Here is a 17,430-nt window from a genome sequence, read left to right as displayed (position 1 = left end):
TCGGCAATAATAAAAATCCGTCCTTCTGTTAACGATTTTTCCCGAACGTTATTAGACAATATCTTTTTTCTTTTCTCTCTTTGATAATTCTTTTAGAAAAGAGACTAATGCATAACTAATTCAACAGCTAAAAGCACCTACATTCACCTACCAATAAAAAAATCCGAACGAGTTTGGTCCTTAATCAAACTCGTTCGGATTGTCCTTCAATTAAACTACTTTTGTAACAGTCTCTTCCGTTACTTTTGCACAGATATGTTTTTTATTTTTTTATGGCCGTTTTTTACTAATAAGCATGAGACAGCAAAGCTTAATAAAGCAGCTAAAAACGTTCCACTGTAAATAATGTGAACACCTGATGCAAGAATTTCATGCAGCTTTGATAGTTCTTCTGCCGGTACTCCGCCTGTCTCAAACGAAGCATTTAAATTTTCTTGCCCTAATTTCTTTGCCTGTGAAAGCGTCACTAAGTTAAAGATTGTACCAAACACTGCGGAACCTAGCGTTTGACTAAATGTATTTGTAAACGTATTAAGAGCCACCGCTACTCCTCTTTTGCTAGCTGGGACTGCTGATTGAATAACTAACATAAAGATAGGCGTAATAATCCCCATTCCTAACCCAAGAACCCCAACGGCTACATAAATTAAAAATATGGGTGAGTGCGTGGAGACTAAAAACAGCATAAAACATGCCGTACTTACGATTGCCGTTCCTAGCGTAAGGATGGAGTGCGTTTTAAGACGCCCTACTAAATTCCCTGAAAGCAGTGAACCAATTGTCCAGCATACTGGCATGGGCATTAACACAAAACCGGCAGCGGTTGCACTTTTTCCCATCACTCCTTGGCTCCAAATTGGCAGGTAAACCGTAATACTAATAACTACTGATCCGACAAGAAGTGTTAATAAGTTTATAACAGATACACTTCGAATAGAAAACAGCTCAAGCGGAATAAGAGGTTCCGGCGATTTCTTTTCGATATAAATAAAGCCAATGAATGTCAGAACAGCTAGAACAAATAATCCTATAATGATCGGATCTCCCCAGTTTTGATGCTGACTTCCGGTTAAAAGCGCGTATAAAAATGCAATGGTTCCAACTGAAAACGTCACCGCTCCAATGTAATCGATATAGCGTTTTTCTTTTACCACTTCTTCTTTATAGTTTACTAGAAGAACAATAAAAGCCATTAGTCCAAACGGTATATTTAAAAAGAAAATATAGCGCCAAGACAGCGTATCGACTAAAAATCCCCCAAGAAGAGGACCGAGAACTCCAGCAACTCCCCAAACTGCGCTAATCCAACCTTGCGCTTTGGCTCTTTCTTTTGCTTCTTCATACAAGTCGCCAATAATAATCATTGTAAGCGGCATAACGACCCCGGCGCCTAGCCCTTGGATTGCTCTGTAGACAATTAATTGTTGCATCGAAAAGCTAAGCCCGCAAAGTATAGATCCGATTAAGAAAATAATAATTCCAACAAGCATAACTTTTTTGCGGCCGAATAAATCCGCTAACTTTCCGTATATAGGTGTAGATACAGCGGTTGTCAGCATATAAATGGCATATACCCAGCTAACTAGCTCAATACCCGACAAATCACTTGTAATTCTTGGAACAGCCGTACTGACAATGGTTCCTTCCATTGCAGCTAAAACAGTGACAAGCAGCAGCGCTGTCATGATTCGTTTCCTCATCTTTTTCTCTCCTTGCAACTGCGGGCATACCATCGTTTTTTTTACAGAAGATAAAAGCGGTTTCAATATACTTATACCCTTTTAGCCTTTATATGTATGTGATGCTCCGCATATAGTTACTGCCATATGCAGCCAAATAATTATTTTACTATAAAATTTTTCAAAGCGATAGAGAATTTCAAAAATATGACTTTCCTCTCATTTATAAAAACATGCGTACATGATGTTTAATTTCCTTTTTCAATTACAAAAAAGCACCCCGTAACACCTGGTACGGGATGCTTTTTACGTATTTTGTATGATTAACTTAGTCGGGGATCTTTTAATAAACGTTCCATTTCTTCCATATGATTTGTTTCATCTGCAATCATATCCTCAAGTTTGACAACAAGCTCTGTTAACCCTAACTCTTCTGCTTGTTTTTTACGTTCTTCGTAGCGCTGGATCGTTTCTTTTTCAGCCTTGCTCGCTTCTTTAAGCATTTCCGTCACGTTTGAGACGTGCTTCACCTCAGCTGGCTTTGTTGTTGGCTCACCGCCAAGGTTTTTAATTTTTTCTGATAAATAAAGGGCATGCCCTTGCTCGTCAGGAATTTCTCCTTCAAAGAAAGGTTTTAAAATTTGATATTCTAGGCCGGTTACTGTAGACGCATAGTAAGTGTACTGAATAACCGCTGAATATTCACCCGCTAAATCGGTATTAAGTCCCTCTATTAGTTGTCTCATTTTCTCTTCCATTTGAATAAACACCCTTTCATTTACTGTTAGTAGGCATATACCCTTTTTAACGAGTCCTAAACCATAATAAGGTGATATTCTGCTCCCTTTTTTAAAAATAGGGAATTTACTGACTGGAACGAAAATGTTTGATTTCTATGTTCTTAAAGAAAGACGTTCCTCCTTGGGAAAAAAGCGTAATTCCTTGGTCGTTGTGACGCGGAAAAATCTCGCTAGAATGCACGGTTTTCCCATCATCAACAAAGACTTCAATGCTTGTTTTATCTACCAATATCTTCAAATGAACATTTTTCTTGCCTGCATCAAAGTAATCGCGGCTTTCCACATATTTTTTGCTTTGATCAGGCTGATTACTATAGCTTCTATTCACATATGAGACGTTATCTTTTGCAAATATGCCCACATCAATGTGCCGCTTTTGATCTGCGGACTCTCGAAGTCGTAAGCCTACATTTTCTGCATCTGACCATGAAATATCTGTATCAAGCTGATAAGCTTCACCTTTTACCTTTAACTTTTTCTCTCCGTTTACTTCTACTTGCTTGAGAGAATTTGTTGAATCAGTTAGCTGATTTAATTCTTCGACAGGCTTTGATAACAGGCTGTACTGATCGTTGTCTTGTTTTGAAAGCGTAATTTCACGGGTTACTGAATCGAATCCGTTAAACCCATCTTTCATCGTTGGTGTCTTATCTGGATAATCCCAGTTGTTCATCCATGCAAAAGCGTAGCGTTTTTCTAAAGAATCCTCATTTTTACCGTCTTTAAACGTGACTGCTCCGTACCAATCAAAACCATGATCTAGCCATTGCGGCTCATCCATATCGGGAGTGAATGTTGTTCCATCGTAATTTCCTGTCCAATAAGCATAGGTGTTTGGCTTTCCGCTTTCTTTTCCATTTGCACTTGTCCCGAGAACCCACTTAACTGTCCCGTCATCCGCCTTCATTTGAAAAAGATCTGGACATTCTGTAATGCCAATATCTTTAGTGACAAATCCTCCCGTATACGTCCAATCCTTTAGATTAGAAGATTCATAAAATCCGATTTTTTCACCTTCTGACATGACGAGAACCCACTTATCATGTTCATTATCCCATATGACTTTGGGATCTCGAAAATCTTTGGTGCCTGGATTAGGCATGATAGGATTTTTGCTATATGATTTAAAGGTTTTTCCTCTATCGGTGCTATACCATAAATACTGTTCTTGCTTTTGTCCATCAGCAGAAGGCTGGGTCATAATCGCTACAATTGCGCCTTTACCAAAACCTGCTGTGTTCTCTTTATCTTCTACAACGGATCCGGACCATATATCGCCATTTTTATTTGTATACTTTGGAATAGCTACTCCTTTATCTTTCCAATGAACCAAATCTTTAGACGTTGCATGTCGCCATTCCGTCCCGTTCCCTTTAGGGTAATCATGATTGTATAAGTAATAGTAATGATACTCTCCGTCAAAATAAATGGGCTTTTGAGGATCATTTTTCCATTTATCAGGCGTGCTAAAATGATACACCGGGCGATAAGTGGATTCACTTTTATTTCCTTTTTCTTTTCCTCGATCTTTTGTATCCTCTTTTTTGGATACGCCTGCTATAATGAGTCCGGCTATTACAACTAAAAGAACGGCAAGCGTTATCCATTTATAAGCACCTTTTTTCTTCAAACAAACCCCGCCTTTCTCTTTTTTGTCCACATCGAATAAAACAAAAGAAAATGGTGATTACAATCACCATTTTCTTTTGTTGCTATTGCAAAGGGCTTAGTCTTCATCCACTGTTAACTGACCTTGTTCAAGAACGCTATCTTTTACAACAGATGTTTTTGAACCGTCAATATTTACTAAGAAGCTTGGTGCAAATGTAGAGTGGTTGTCTTCATAAAAGCCTCTGTTTGTCATGTAGCTTGTAATAACAACATTATTACCTTTTGTTTGCGGTACGGCAAAGTGAGAATACGTAAATGTTTTATCATTAGGATCTAAATCCATATGAAGAACTAATCCCGTATCATTTAAAGGCTTATATTTTCCTGTTAACGTATTTGAAACATAGCCTAGCATATACACATCATCTTGTCCGATTCCATCAATCGTCATTTTAGATCCGCGAGAATCAGTGAACAAGTACCATTTTCCATCTTTTTTGAAAATGTTTGCACGTTCAATTTCGTCTGTAACTGTATTTGATGTGATAAGCGGCTTCATTACTTTTTTGAGCGTATAGTCATCATTTAACTCAATAATGCCCAAAGCCCCGTTTGCTAAAGAAGCTTTTTCTTTATTAGATCCTTCAAGAAGCTTTTTCTTTTCAGATTGGAAGAAAGGATTGTTTCCTCCGTAGTATGCTCTGTTATATAGAGAGTCTTCGCCTTGATAGCCATCTTCTGTTCCAGTGTTAGCTTCGAAAACAAGGTACTTATGTCCATTGTCTTCTATGTAATGAGGATCTCTTAGCGTATGGTTATCCCCTGTGTCATAACCGCCTTCATCAATAAACTGCTGAACCGTTTGATAAATCTTTCCGTCACCATCAAAGATTGACTTGTAATCTTCTACTCCGTCAACTTTTAACGTATTATCGTTTGGCTGAGACATGTTCACTTGAGCTGTCGTTAACGTTTGTTTTCCGTATTGTTTACCTGAATAATCCGTGTAGAATAAACGAACTTTACCATCTTTGGTTAATGTGGCAGAACCAGACCATTCTTGTGTTTGATTTTTAAGATGCGGGTCATTCGGAACGAATTTATCGCTGTCTTTAAACACTCTTCCAGCGTTTTTCCAGCTGTCAATCGATTTGTCTCCAGCTTTTTTATAGAAAAGATAAACAGACGTGTCATTCGAATCTTTTGGATCACCTGCTAGGGCAAACACAATTTGATATCCATGATAAGTCGCCACTGTTCCGTCAGCATTTTGTAATGGCCAGCTGTCCCATACATCTAAGTCAATTGTATTTCCCGATGCATCTTTTCCCTTAGCAGAAGCAATGTTTTTAATAGTTGATTCGTCAAAAGCAGGAACTTTAAACTGATCACTGTTTTGCTGCTGTGGAATTTCCACCATATTATCGCGAGTAATATGCGAAATTCCGTAGCTGTTATTAAAGTCTTTGCTGTCGTTTCCTTTAGCAAATGTTTGGTATCCCCCGCCTACTAGTAGGGCTGCAGCCAATGTAGCAGCAGTTGTATGCTTAGCAACTCGTTTCATTTTCATATGTTTTCTCCTTTTGGGTTAGTAAAGAATATAAATTTATTAATTCAATTAGCTATTAAAAATCCGAAAACAGAACCGGTTCCGTTCAACCAAAAGATTACTTGGATAAATGACGAAAGTCAAACGTGCCAAATGTAGCTATTTCTCATTTTCATCTTTTTCATTGAGCTGTAACTAGGACCAAAGTTTACGTGCAAGAGACTTTTTATGTAACCGTTTTTCAAAAAAAGGGTACGACTTTTTTTACATTCCAAACTACGTTTTCCAGCCGTTGCGTTTTATACTCTTTACACGATTAAATACTCTATCTTTCTAGCATTGAAAGCGCTATTCCTTTTTTTATGCTTTCCAATCATTTTGTTTTCATCAATATCTTGAAAAATCAGTACTCTTTTTTATTATTCGGACATGAAAACGTTCTATTCTTTTTCCTTTCTGGAGATTAGGATGATGCTAATGAAGGTCTAAAGTATGTTTTCTAAAAAAAATATTCCTTCTTTTTACCTACTCATTTTTATCTTTTTTAATGCATCATACGCCATCCCTTCTTATAAAAGAGGGAGCGTATGATGCATCTTTTTAATATTAAGAGTCTAAGCCAGTTGCTTTTCCTTCACGGCTGGAATCAGCTGCTCCAAATAAACGGCCGTTTTCTTTATCAATTTGAATACCTTGAACATTTCCGATTGGGAACGGCTCATCTCCAAAATTAAACCCCATGGCTTCTAGCTCTCCTTTGGCATTCATATCCACTCCGGCTTCCCAACCGATAAGTGATCCTGTACTATTAAAAATTCTTGGTTCTTCAATCGCTTCTTTTATATCCATTCCATAGTCTAAGACATTCATAAGCGTTTGGAACACAGAGCCTACAATGGTTGGTCCGCCCGGAGACCCTAAAGTGAGTACAGGTTCACTATCTTTAAAAACGATGGTTGGGCTTTTACAGCTAACCGGACGCTTTCCTGCATCCGCTTGGTTTAGCCCTCCAGGAATAGCATCAAAATCAGTAAGCTCGTTGTTGAGTAAAAATCCATGGTCTTTAACCATAATTCCTGTACCAAAAGGATGTTCCACAGTTGATGTACAAGCGACAATATTGCCCCAGCGGTCAACTACCGTGAAGTGAGTTGTTTCACTAAGCTCACGTTCAGGTTCATAAGGCTGACGCACAACGTTCACTTTTTGGCCTTTCTCATAATCCCACGGGTTGCCAAAATCAACTTTCTCATTTTTATGCTTCCAATTAATTAATTTTTGACGTTCCTTTATATATTCGTCATTTAAAAGCCCTTTTAATGGAATGTCACTGTAGGCTGGATCTCCAGAGAATGCAATTTTATCTGAAAATGCAATGCGCATAGCTTCTGCAAACAAATAATACTTTTCCCACGATTTCACGTCGTACTGAGACACATCGAAGTTCTCTAATAGCTTTAAAATTTGCAGCACCGTAGCTCCTCCTGCACTAGGCATGTTGGAAGAAGCAATTCGGTATCCTTTATAATCTCCCCACACGGGTTCATCAATCTTAATCTGGTATTCTTTCAAATCTGACAGTTCCATAAAACCGCCGTGCTCTTTTATCGTTGAAATAATGGCTTCTGCAATTTCACCTTCATAAAAAGCCTCGATACCTTTTTCTTGAAGAATGCGGAATGTTTTAGCAAGATCTTTTTTATTAATCATATCTCCTTCTTGCATAGGCTTGCCGTTTGGAGAATATAGCTGCTTAGCATGTTCTCCTAGTCGATAGGCATATGTTTTTAAAATATCTCCAAGCACCCAGTTTGTTTCCACACCCGCTTCTGCTGCTTTGGCAGCCGGTTCAATTAATTCAGCAAGGGGTTTTGTTCCATACTCTTTACGAGCTGCTTCCATCGCCTTTAAAATCCCTGGAATTCCAATTGCCGTTGCATGAGTAGAACGCTTTCTAAACGGAATAACTTCTTTATTTTCATCAAGAAACATTTCAGGATAAGCTGCTTTAGGAGCCTGAGAATGCCCGTCAAAAATTTTAGTTGTTTTGCTTTCATTGTGGTATACCATAAAAAAGCCGCTGCCTCCAATACCGGTCATCATCGGTTCTCCAACGTTAAGCCCAAACTGAACGGCAATTGCTGCATCAATTGCGTTGCCGCCAGCTCTTAGCACCTGTTCTCCGGCGTCTGTTGCAATTGGATGAGCACTGGCTACCATTCCTGTTTTTCCAACCGCTGTTTCTCTTCTATATGAACTCTTTCCTGAACGAGATAAACTTTTTCCATTAATCATCTTTTACGACCTCCTAGTTACTTACTTTATCTGGGATATTGGTAAAATACCCTATTGCTTTTGGGATAAAACTGTTTAAATTTGTATTGATTACTGTACCTAGACCGATATCCCTAGCATATTTTAAGCCTGTGAAAGCCATAAAATAGAAAAAGCGCCACCCCTTTTTGTTTAAAGAAAAGGTTAGCACTTTTTGTGTTTTTTAACATTTATACACTTTTATACTTGTACCGAAGCTACTTCATTATTTACATTCAGCAGGGTATAAAGCTCTTGAAGCCTTCCTATTTCATAGGTTGAATTCCAATTTGTATCATTCTTTTTTTCCTGAGGATTAAACCAGCACGTATCAATACCGGCTAGCTGCCCGCCTTGAATGTCTGCACTCAAAGAATCTCCAACAATTAATGTTTCATGTACGGACAGCTCTTTTATACGTGAAAAAACATAATCAAAATATTCCTTCATAGGTTTTTGAAAGCCCGTATCTTCTGAAACAAATACTTCTTTAAAATAAGGATATAGACCTGAGTCCTGAAGGCGCTTATATTGAGTAGCCGATACGCCATTTGTAACAACATATAATTCATAGTGACAGCTCAGTTTTTTAATTACCTCAATTGCTCCGTCAATTAGCTGATGGCCATTATTCAAATACGTTCGGTACTCTGCTTCAAGCAGCTTTCCGTCTTTCTCTATTCCATATTCTTTACATAGAGTAGAAAAGCGAGTATTTACAACTTGCTCACGGCTTATTTTATTTTCTTCAAAAGCTGTCCATAACCCCTGGTTTATCAAACTATAACGTTTTTTGCTTTCATCAGTCAGCGGAATACCGTGGTTAGCAAAAAGAAGCTGTAAAGCCTGCTCTTCGGCTGCGTTAAAATCTAAAAGCGTATTATCAATGTCAAATAGAAGCGTTCTGTATGTTTTCATTCTTCTCTCTCCCCTTCAACTAATCTATTGCTTTTTCTACTCGTATATATTGTCGTTTGCTAGACAGCTCAGTTTTTCTTTATCTTTGAGAATAATAGAGCCTTTCTGTTTTTCAATAACTCCTTGCGCTACAAATTTCTGAAGAACACGATTTAAATGCCGGTAAGTCGTTCCGATTAAATTGGCTATATCTTTTAGGCTTTCTGTTTTTTGATCCATAACCAAATGTGATTCTTCACAAAAAATAGAAAGCAAGTAGCTAGCCAGCCGCACTTCAACTGGGTACATTAAATTAAAGCTGAGCGAGTTCGATTTTGCGCAAAACTTTTTTGTGAGCATTTCCAGTAAAAACGTCAGCAGCTGTGGATCATCGCTCGCATGCTGTTTTAATCGTTTGTATGGTATACCAATTACAACTAAAGGTGAAACGGCTTCAACCGTATTCATAATATCAACATCCTGTACATACTCAATATCGCCTATCACTTCAAGGGGCTGTTTAAAGGAAAGAACAAGCGTCTTGCCTTCGGGCGATATGGTATAAACTTTAACCTTGCCTTTCACCAGTATGTACAAACAATGAGACGCATCTCCTTGAGAACAAAGACGTTCTCCTGCCTCCACATCATACAGTGACAAATGCGGTAGTAAGTCTTTCTTGAAAACTGACTCTAATCTATAAGTATTTATATACTCCAGCAGTTGTTTCTCACTCGTAATTTCCCTCATGTTTTCCTCTCCATCATAACGGTTTCTTTTTATTAAACAATAACACTTCCCAAAATAAAAAGGACATATGTCCCGAATAAAATTTTAATTTTTACGTTATGTTCATAGATCCCTTTCAAAAGAAATATATACACAAAAAAGACTCTAGCTCGTTTGCTTAGAGTCTTTTTTTGCTAAACGCTCTTTTTATTTCTCCCGTATCCAACGTAAATAAAGACGCCAATCAGCATCCAGCCGATTGAGTACATCCACGTTACCATTGATAAGTTAAACATAAGAAAGATACAGCAAAGAATAGCAAGAATCGGAATGAATGGCACAAAAGGTACTTTGAAACCGCGCTTTAAATTAGGCTGAGTTTTTCGCAGAGCCAAAATTGAAAATGAAACGGCAGCAAACGTAACAATCGCTAGCATATTGGCTAAATCCGCCAGCTGTTTTAAATCAACAAAACCAGCTACGATCGCGCCTAATGCGCCGACAAGCCATGTGGATATAACAGGCTCACTGTTCTTTCGGTTTACTTTTGAAAAAAGAGAGGGCAATAATCCATCATGACTCATTGACATCAGTACGCGAGGCACAACAAACAAATAAGCAAACACGACGGCCATTATACCAATAACTGCTCCTATAGATACAATAAGCGCTGCCCATTCTTGTCCAACGCTATTGAGCGCATATGATAACGCATCGCCCACGTTTAGCTCTTTATAAGAAACCATCCCTGTTAATACTAATGCAATTACTACGTAAATGACTGCACAAACACTCAGTGCAATCAAAATACCTAGCGGCAAGTTTCTTTGCGGATTTTTCACTTCTTCTGCCGAAGTAGAAATGGCATCAAATCCGTTATAAGCGAAAAAGACGGAAGCTGCGCCTGCAAAGATTCCTTTCACACCAAAAGGAGTAAATGGGTGCCAGTTATTTGTATGAATAAAAAAGACGCCGACGGCTACAAATAAAAGAACAATACCTATCTTGATTAAAACCATTAAGTTATTTATTTTTTTACTTTCTTTTACCCCTCTTGTTAATAAAAACGACATGCACAGCACAATAAATACTGCCGGAAGGTTAATGATACCTCCGTCGCTCGGTATGGCGGTTAACGATTCAGGAAGTCTAATACCAAACTCAGTAAGCACATTATTTACGTAAGAAGACCATCCGCCTGCTACAGACGCTAAAGACACCGTATAGCATCCTACAATGGACCACCCTATTAAATGCGCTACAAATTTTCCTAATGAAACATATATGTATGTATATGCGCCTCCTGAACTTGGAACAGCTGAACCAAATTCTGCATAGCACAACGCAACAAGAATACAGGCTATTGCAGAAATAATAAATGAAACGGAGACTGAGGGCCCTGCATCCCTGGCGGCAACTAGTCCTGCTATAACCAGAACTCCTGTCCCAATGGTTGCTCCTACTCCCATCAAAATAACATCAAATAACCCTAGTGTCTTAGTTGATTCTTTTGCTGCATTTTCCTCTAACAGCTTATTAACATCTTTTTTTGCAAACAGATTACTCATGATGACTAACCTCTCTTCATCTCATTACGAATGACTACTTTATAGTGGTAGATCTTTCTATATATGTAACAGTGAATTATTTTACTACATTTAATTTTCTGTGTAAAATAATTTAGTCTTTGAACTTTTTAATGATTAAAACAAAATCACTAATAATGTTTTCTGTCACACCATTATGATGTACCCGAACAGACTAAAAACATGCGTTAACACCTTTCTCAAAATTAGCTTCATTCATAATTGCTTTTGTACTATACTAAAGAAAAACTTCATAGGAGCAACGTAAAAGATGAACTTATTTTATTTTCTAAAGGGGTTAGTGATCGGTTTTTCCGTTGCTGCTCCCGTGGGTCCCATTGGTATTTTATGCATCAATCGCACGTTATCTAAAGGGCGATTACACGGGTTTGTATCCGGGCTGGGAGCAGCTACAGCAGATGCTCTTTATGGATGCATCGCTGCGTTTGGCCTAACGTTCATTACAACCTTTTTATTAACCCAAAAGATTTGGCTTCAGCTGATTGGGGGATTATTTTTATGCTATTTAGGTGTACAAACTTTTCGTTCTCAACCTGCAGAGCACGCTGCTGCTGCTAAAGGAGAAGGGTTGCTTCGTTCGTATACATCCGTTCTTTTTTTAACGGTTACGAATCCAATGACGATCTTATTTTTTATTGGCGTGTTTTCTGGTGTAGACATTAGTAAATCAGCATTTGATGTTGCTTCTGCGCTGACAATGGTTGCAGGCGTATTTTTAGGATCGGCCTGCTGGTGGCTTTCGCTCAGTTTTGCTATTAGTCTTGCCCGGTCGAAGTTTACGAATAACAGCTTGATCTGGGTAAATCGTATTTCGGGAGCGGTGGTACTGACTTTCGGGATATTTGCGTTATACAAGTTGCTATAAAAAGTCACTTGTCTCCTTTTCTGGGGACAAGTGACTTTTTTAATAGAAAAGAATAATCTTAAAAAATACCCTAAACGCTGTGTTTTCTGTATAATAGATAAATAGAAAAACAGAAAAAGTATAAAAAATGCTTGAAAACTACATACTCAATCAATAGTCTTCAAACATAATAAGGGGAAATAAAGCATGACCATTCTTCTCGTAGATGACAATCAAGTCAATCTATTTGTGATTGAAAAAATTCTAAAAGGCGCTGGCTACGATAACTGTGTGTCTCTTACGTCTGCCCATGCGCTTTTTGACTATCTTAACCTGGACGATGAGAACTCAAAAACGAATTCGGTCGATTTGATTTTACTTGATATTATGATGCCCGAAATTGATGGAATCGAAGCCTGCAGGCGAATTCAACAGGTAGAACGCTTAAAACATATTCCAATTATCTTTGTCACAGCCCTAGAAGACAGCAGCAAATTAGTAGAAGCTCTAGACGCTGGCGGAACAGATTACGTCACAAAGCCGATTAATAAAGTGGAACTGCTGGCTCGTATGCGGGTAGCCTTACGCCTTAAAGCAGAAATTGACTGGCACACGGAACATGAAAAGAAAATTCAAACTGAGTTAGATTTAGCTACGCACGTACAGCAAAACTTACTCAGCCCCCCTTTACAAGAGAAAGATATTCAAATGGAAGTTTCATATTATCCTTCTTTTAAATTAGCGGGTGATATGTACTATTGGCACAAAATTGACGAGCACCGGTACGGTATTATTCTTTTTGATATGATGGGGCACGGCATCTCTGCCTCGCTTGTTTGTATGTTTATTTCGTCTGTGCTCAGAGAAGCTATCAAGTCCCTCATAGACCCTGAGCAGGTTATTACAGAGTTGAATCGCTACATGGAATTATTGCACAGCGAAAAAGATGAAATTCCTTACTATTTCACTGCTATTTATTTAGTGATTGATACGGAAGCTAAGACAGTAGAATATGTGAATGCCGGGCACCCAGAAGGTTATATGTTAGTGGATGAACATACGCTCGTTCCTCTTCAACGAGGAAGCTGCCCTGTAGGGTTTTTTGAAGAAATGGACGTTCAGAAATCTGTTGTCAGCTTTGAGAACGATGTGCAAATTTTGCTATTTACAGACGGAGCTCTTGAATCGATGGGCCCTTGCGAAAATGAATCTGCTCTTCGCCTTCAACAACTTACTGAACAAAAATGGACAAATCCGCAGGCATTTATGAATGAAATTTTCTCAGAAGAACAAAAGTTAAATCAGCCTGATGACATGTGCGTGCTTATGATTCAAGCACAAGCATAATAAAAAAGACCTCACAAATGAGGTCTTTTTTTATTGCTTTTGATAGATGCGCTCGTTCCCTGCAAACTCAATATAAGAAGCTGCTCCCTCAGCAAAGCGAAGCGTTTCTTTATCGCCAAGCCCAAGAAACCCTTTTACACACAGGCTTTCTGAAAATAAATTATACACTTGATTTTGCAGCTGAGCTGTAAAATAAATAAGGACGTTTCGGCAAATGATGACGTGAAATTCATTAAATGACTGATCCGTGACTAAATTATGCTGAGCAAAGATAATATTTTTTAACAGCGACGGATGAAAATATGCATAGTGATGATCCGTTTGATAATATTCCGAGAAGGCATTCTTTCCCCCGGCTTGAATATAATTTTTTGTATATGACTTCATTTTACGTAAAGAAAAGGCGCCTTGTTTTGCTTTTTCTAATACATCTTCGTTCATATCGGTTGCGTAAATGACCGTTTTATCCATTAACCCTTCTTCTTCTAAAAGAATCGCCATAGAAAATACCTCTTCGCCCGTTGCACAGCCAGCGTGCCAAATGCGAATTTCCGGATAATCCTTTAATACCGGAATCACTTTTGTGCGAAATGCTTTAAAAAAGCTTGGATCGCGAAACATCTCTGTTACATTTATTGAAAAATCATTTAAAAGCTGATTCATAAATTCTTCTTCGTGAATCGCTTTTTCTAACAATCGAGACACGGTTGGAATACGTTCAATTTTCATTCGATTATAGACTCGGCGACAAATAGAAGATTTAGCGTACTGTCTGAAATCGAATCCCGTTAATCGATAAATAGCCGTCAGCAGTAAATCGATCTCTAAATCTGTTTTTTTATTCATAACTAAGTCTTCACTTAAATCTAGGTGCTTCATATCCATTTATGTTTCATACCCCGCTTAATTTACTAGCCATACACGCATAACGGAGAACAGCTGATTTAAATCTAAAGGTTTACTGATATAATCTGAAGCTCCAGCTTCCAAGCATTTTTCACGATCGTTTTTCATCGCTTTAGCGGTTAATGCAATAATAGGCAAATCAACAAGCTTTAGCTCTCCTCTAATTTTCTGCATGGCTTCATATCCATCCATTTGCGGCATCATAATATCCATTAAAATGAGATCAAATGGTTCACTATTTTCCATCATTTCAAGACACTCTATTCCGTTATGAGCTGTCATAATGGTCATACCTTGTTTAGCTAGCGCAGTTTTTAAGGCAAAGATGTTGCGCTGGTCATCATCTACGATGAGCACTCGCTTATCTTGAAACACATTTTCACCATCTTGCAGTGAAGATTCAACTGGTTGTACAGGATGATCAATTTCAGTTATTTCTGCTTCAGGTTCAGCTTCTTCTACAGATACCGCTACTTCTTCATATGCAAAATTCACTTTTTCATAGTCAATAAGACCATTAGAGAGGCTAGGAAGGTATAGCGTAAACGTACTTCCTTTTCCTACTTCACTGCTTAGAGAAATCCAGCCGCCCAATAATTTTGCAAACTCACTGCAAATAGATAAGCCAAGTCCCGTTCCTCCGTACTTGCGGACCGTAGCTCCATCTGCCTGCTGAAACGCTTCAAAGATAAGCTGATGCTTTTCTTTTGGTATACCAATCCCTGTATCAGCTACAGCTATTTCTAGCCAGCAATCCGTATCAACTGTACGCATAGCTGTTGTAAGACGATGGTCAGCTACTCGTTGAATGGATACGGTGACAGATCCCGATTCTGTAAATTTAAATGCATTTGATAAAAGATTTTTCACAATTTGCTGGAATCTCTTTTCATCTGTGTGAATGATGTCCGGTACATCTTGTGCTTTATTAATTTTCAATTGTACGTTTTTCTGTTCAGCAACGTGGCTGAAATTACGTTCGATTTGATCTGGAAGCTCACTCATATTCATCTCAGCTAGTAAAATATCTAGTTTTCCAGACTCTACTTTTGATAAATCCAAGATATCGTTGATTAACGCGAGCAAGTCTTTTCCTGAAGAATGAATAATACGAGCGTATTCTTCTTCATCTTCAGATAGCGTTTTAGCTGCGTTTTCCTCAAGCATTTCAGACAGAATAAGAATGCTGTTAAGTGGTGTTCGAAGCTCATGCGACATATTAGCAAGAAATTCAGATTTATATTGAGAATTCAACTCCAGCTGATGCGCTTTTTCTTCTAAATCTTCTTTTGCAGCCTCTAATTCAAAAGATTTTTCTTCTGCGTCTTTTGTTCTTTCTTCTAGCTGTTCATTAATCATACGCAGCTCTTCAGACTGCATTTGCAGTTCTTCTGATTGTGTTTGAAGTTCTTCAGACTGAGCTTGGAGCTCTTCTGTCATCGCCTGAGATTCTTTTAATAGACGAGCAATTTCCATACGTCTAATTACGCCATTGATAGTGAGACCAAACGTTTCAATCACTTGACTAATAAGTTCTTGCTCTAAAACTGTAAACTCGTGCAGCGATGCAAGCTCGATAACAGCAATTACTTCATCTTCAAACAAAACGGGTACAATAAAAATACTCTTAGGTTTTACGTCTCCTAATCCTGAAGTAATGAGCTGGTACGTGTCAGGTACATCGTTTATGACAAAGGTTCTTTTCTCTAAAGCAGCTTGTCCAATGAGCCCTTCGCCTATCAAAAAGCTCTCTCTTCCCGCGTCGCCTTTTCTATCTGCAAAAGCAGCTTGTTTGACGAATAAGTTTCCTTTATCATTTTCCTCTCGAACATAAAATGCTCCGAAAGAAGCTTGTGTCATTTCTGAAACCGTAAAGAGAAATTTTTCCGCAAGCTTGTCTACAGATGCTATGCCTTGGTACATCGTTACAGCATGAGCAATGTTCGTTTGAAGCCAGTTTCGCTCTTCAATATTTTCTAACAACGCGTTCGTGGCTAGCCCTAAATCTTTAATTTCATCATTAGATCGAACTTTAATTCTTCCTTTTAACTCGCCTTTTGAAGCCGTAATTCGTTTGATCGTTTGCGTAACTTCTTTAATCGTATTCACAATAGAATTAGACAACACAATAGCGATAGCAAGTGAAATAAGCGTAACGAATAACAGCAAACCGTAAAGTCCAATTTTAATTTTTTGATTTTTCTCGTCTAACTCTGTTGCTCTTGTTTCAGTCGATTTTTTCTCTACATTTCTAAAAGAAGTAAACTGGCTGCGTATATCGTCCATATACTGGCGCCCAGGATCTTTCTCAAAAAATTGCTGAAGCTCTTTTGTATTATTTTCTTTTTTTAATGCAATGGTCGGTTCACCAGCAGCTTCAATCCAGTCTTGAATACTTCCTTTAATCTTCTCCAGTTTCTCCTGCTGATTTGGATTATTATTTAGAAGCTGATACAGCGCATTATAATCTTTTTCCCAACTTGTTGCTGCACTGTTATAAGGTTCTAAGTAACTCGCTTCTCCTGTAATAATATAGCCTCTTTGTCCGGTTTCCATATCAAGCAGGTGCTTTTCAATTCGATTGGTCAGATCATGGACTTCAATATCATGATCAATGATAAAATTTCGCTCTTTTTGCAAAGATGAAATTTGACTGTTTAAAACAATAAATGCAATAAATAAACAGACAATAACAATTAAATATCCAATAATAATTTTGGATTTGATGCCAAACCTCATTTTCTTTTCCATAATGTTCCTACTTTCATTCTAGATATTCTTCTAGAAGCATTCGAAAAACATGTTTATTTTTGCCGCTGGACAATTTCACTTTCAGTACACACTCTCCACTCCATCTTCCTTTGCTTGATAAGGCTTCTCTCTTTTTCCTATCAAGTCAACATTCCTATTATACACTCTATTTTTGTACAGAAGAATATTTATTGTGCAAGAGGTGAAGATTAATTCCCCAATTAGAAATTGACGTTTTAAAACGCCATATAAAGATAAGCCCATGCCTGTACAGGCATGGGCTTATCTCATAATATATTTGTACACAATAAGGTAATGAAAAGTAATTTATGCTTTGGGGAATCACATAAATTATGACAACATAGGTATAAATACTTATATGCAAAATGCAAAGCAT

Annotated in this window: 12 protein-coding genes; 2 read left to right on the top strand and 10 right to left on the bottom strand. The window is 38.0% G+C overall.

Annotated features, from left to right (window positions below; all coding sequences use genetic code 11):
* Window positions 1-239: 239 nt before the first annotated feature.
* From ACMX9J_RS22105 to ACMX9J_RS22070, 8 genes are all read right to left on the bottom strand, one after another.
* Window positions 240-1,700: an MDR family MFS transporter gene (locus tag ACMX9J_RS22105; RefSeq protein ID WP_047751323.1), complete on the bottom strand. Its 1,461-nt coding sequence runs from the start codon at window positions 1,698-1,700 to the stop codon at window positions 240-242.
* A 302-nt stretch (window positions 1,701-2,002) separates the two neighbouring features.
* A complete protein-coding gene (locus tag ACMX9J_RS22100; RefSeq protein WP_013056263.1) occupies window positions 2,003-2,437 on the bottom strand; it encodes a ferritin-like domain-containing protein in 435 nt (144 codons plus the stop codon).
* 106 nt (window positions 2,438-2,543) lie between these two features.
* Window positions 2,544-4,109 carry a glycoside hydrolase family 32 protein gene (locus ACMX9J_RS22095; protein WP_047751324.1) on the bottom strand — a complete coding sequence of 522 codons (1,566 nt, stop codon included), beginning with the start codon at window positions 4,107-4,109 and terminating at the stop codon, window positions 2,544-2,546.
* A gap of 96 nt (window positions 4,110-4,205) precedes the next feature.
* The gene (locus ACMX9J_RS22090) at window positions 4,206-5,660 is read right to left on the bottom strand and encodes a glycoside hydrolase family 68 protein (protein ID WP_416226175.1); all 1,455 of its coding nucleotides are present in this window, start codon (window positions 5,658-5,660) and stop codon (window positions 4,206-4,208) included.
* Between the two features lie 585 nt (window positions 5,661-6,245).
* Window positions 6,246-7,934, bottom strand: coding sequence for a gamma-glutamyltransferase (gene ggt / locus ACMX9J_RS22085; protein ID WP_033578497.1), 1,689 nt, complete (start codon window positions 7,932-7,934; stop codon window positions 6,246-6,248).
* Between the two features lie 219 nt (window positions 7,935-8,153).
* Entirely contained in the window at window positions 8,154-8,870 is a 717-nt protein-coding gene (locus ACMX9J_RS22080; protein WP_311265165.1) for a YjjG family noncanonical pyrimidine nucleotidase, read from the bottom strand.
* Window positions 8,871-8,906: 36 nt separating this feature from the next.
* Window positions 8,907-9,599, bottom strand: coding sequence for a Crp/Fnr family transcriptional regulator (locus ACMX9J_RS22075; RefSeq protein ID WP_047751326.1), 693 nt, complete (start codon window positions 9,597-9,599; stop codon window positions 8,907-8,909).
* 173 nt (window positions 9,600-9,772) lie between these two features.
* Window positions 9,773-11,146 (bottom strand): amino acid permease, encoded by a 1,374-nt coding sequence (locus ACMX9J_RS22070; RefSeq protein WP_228307642.1) that lies wholly within the window; start codon window positions 11,144-11,146, stop codon window positions 9,773-9,775.
* A gap of 289 nt (window positions 11,147-11,435) precedes the next feature.
* On the opposite strand from ACMX9J_RS22070, the gene ACMX9J_RS22065 reads away from it, so the two are divergent.
* Both ACMX9J_RS22065 and ACMX9J_RS22060 read left to right on the top strand, forming a co-directional pair.
* Window positions 11,436-12,050: a LysE family translocator gene (locus ACMX9J_RS22065; protein ID WP_416226174.1), complete on the top strand. Its 615-nt coding sequence runs from the start codon at window positions 11,436-11,438 to the stop codon at window positions 12,048-12,050.
* A 186-nt stretch (window positions 12,051-12,236) separates the two neighbouring features.
* Window positions 12,237-13,376: a SpoIIE family protein phosphatase gene (locus ACMX9J_RS22060; protein WP_416226173.1), complete on the top strand. Its 1,140-nt coding sequence runs from the start codon at window positions 12,237-12,239 to the stop codon at window positions 13,374-13,376.
* Between the two features lie 30 nt (window positions 13,377-13,406).
* Here the strand turns inward: ACMX9J_RS22060 and ACMX9J_RS22055 are convergent, their stop codons facing one another.
* Window positions 13,407-14,261 (bottom strand): CheR family methyltransferase, encoded by an 855-nt coding sequence (locus tag ACMX9J_RS22055; RefSeq protein WP_028413962.1) that lies wholly within the window; start codon window positions 14,259-14,261, stop codon window positions 13,407-13,409.
* A gap of 18 nt (window positions 14,262-14,279) precedes the next feature.
* Window positions 14,280-17,033, bottom strand: a complete 2,754-nt coding sequence (locus ACMX9J_RS22050; protein ID WP_034266623.1) for a CHASE3 domain-containing protein — start codon at window positions 17,031-17,033, stop codon at window positions 14,280-14,282.
* Window positions 17,034-17,430: the final 397 nt, after the last annotated feature.

Origin of the sequence: Priestia sp. RMT2NF4 (genome assembly GCF_047872835.1) — a bacterium.
In the GTDB taxonomy this organism is placed as follows: domain Bacteria; phylum Bacillota; class Bacilli; order Bacillales; family Bacillaceae_H; genus Priestia; species Priestia zanthoxyli.
Note: the sequence above shows the minus strand (reverse complement) of the source record. Positions and strands in the feature narration are given on the sequence as shown.

Bases quoted from the DNA above. Each gene is read 5' to 3' on its own strand.
- ACMX9J_RS22105 (WP_047751323.1), bottom strand. From the start codon at position 1,700: ATGAGGAAACGAATCATGACAGCGCTGCTGCTTGTCACTGTTTTAGCT.
- ACMX9J_RS22100 (WP_013056263.1), bottom strand. From the start codon at position 2,437: ATGGAAGAGAAAATGAGACAACTAATAGAGGGACTTAATACCGATTTA.
- ACMX9J_RS22090 (WP_416226175.1), bottom strand. From the start codon at position 5,660: ATGAAAATGAAACGAGTTGCTAAGCATACAACTGCTGCTACATTGGCT.
- ggt (WP_033578497.1), bottom strand. From the start codon at position 7,934: ATGATTAATGGAAAAAGTTTATCTCGTTCAGGAAAGAGTTCATATAGA.
- ACMX9J_RS22080 (WP_311265165.1), bottom strand. From the start codon at position 8,870: ATGAAAACATACAGAACGCTTCTATTTGACATTGATAATACGCTTTTA.
- ACMX9J_RS22075 (WP_047751326.1), bottom strand. From the start codon at position 9,599: ATGAGGGAAATTACGAGTGAGAAACAACTGCTGGAGTATATAAATACT.
- ACMX9J_RS22070 (WP_228307642.1), bottom strand. From the start codon at position 11,146: ATGAGTAATCTGTTTGCAAAAAAAGATGTTAATAAGCTGTTAGAGGAA.
- ACMX9J_RS22065 (WP_416226174.1), top strand. From the start codon at position 11,436: ATGAACTTATTTTATTTTCTAAAGGGGTTAGTGATCGGTTTTTCCGTT.
- ACMX9J_RS22060 (WP_416226173.1), top strand. From the start codon at position 12,237: ATGACCATTCTTCTCGTAGATGACAATCAAGTCAATCTATTTGTGATT.
- ACMX9J_RS22055 (WP_028413962.1), bottom strand. From the start codon at position 14,261: ATGGATATGAAGCACCTAGATTTAAGTGAAGACTTAGTTATGAATAAA.
- ACMX9J_RS22050 (WP_034266623.1), bottom strand. From the start codon at position 17,033: ATGGAAAAGAAAATGAGGTTTGGCATCAAATCCAAAATTATTATTGGA.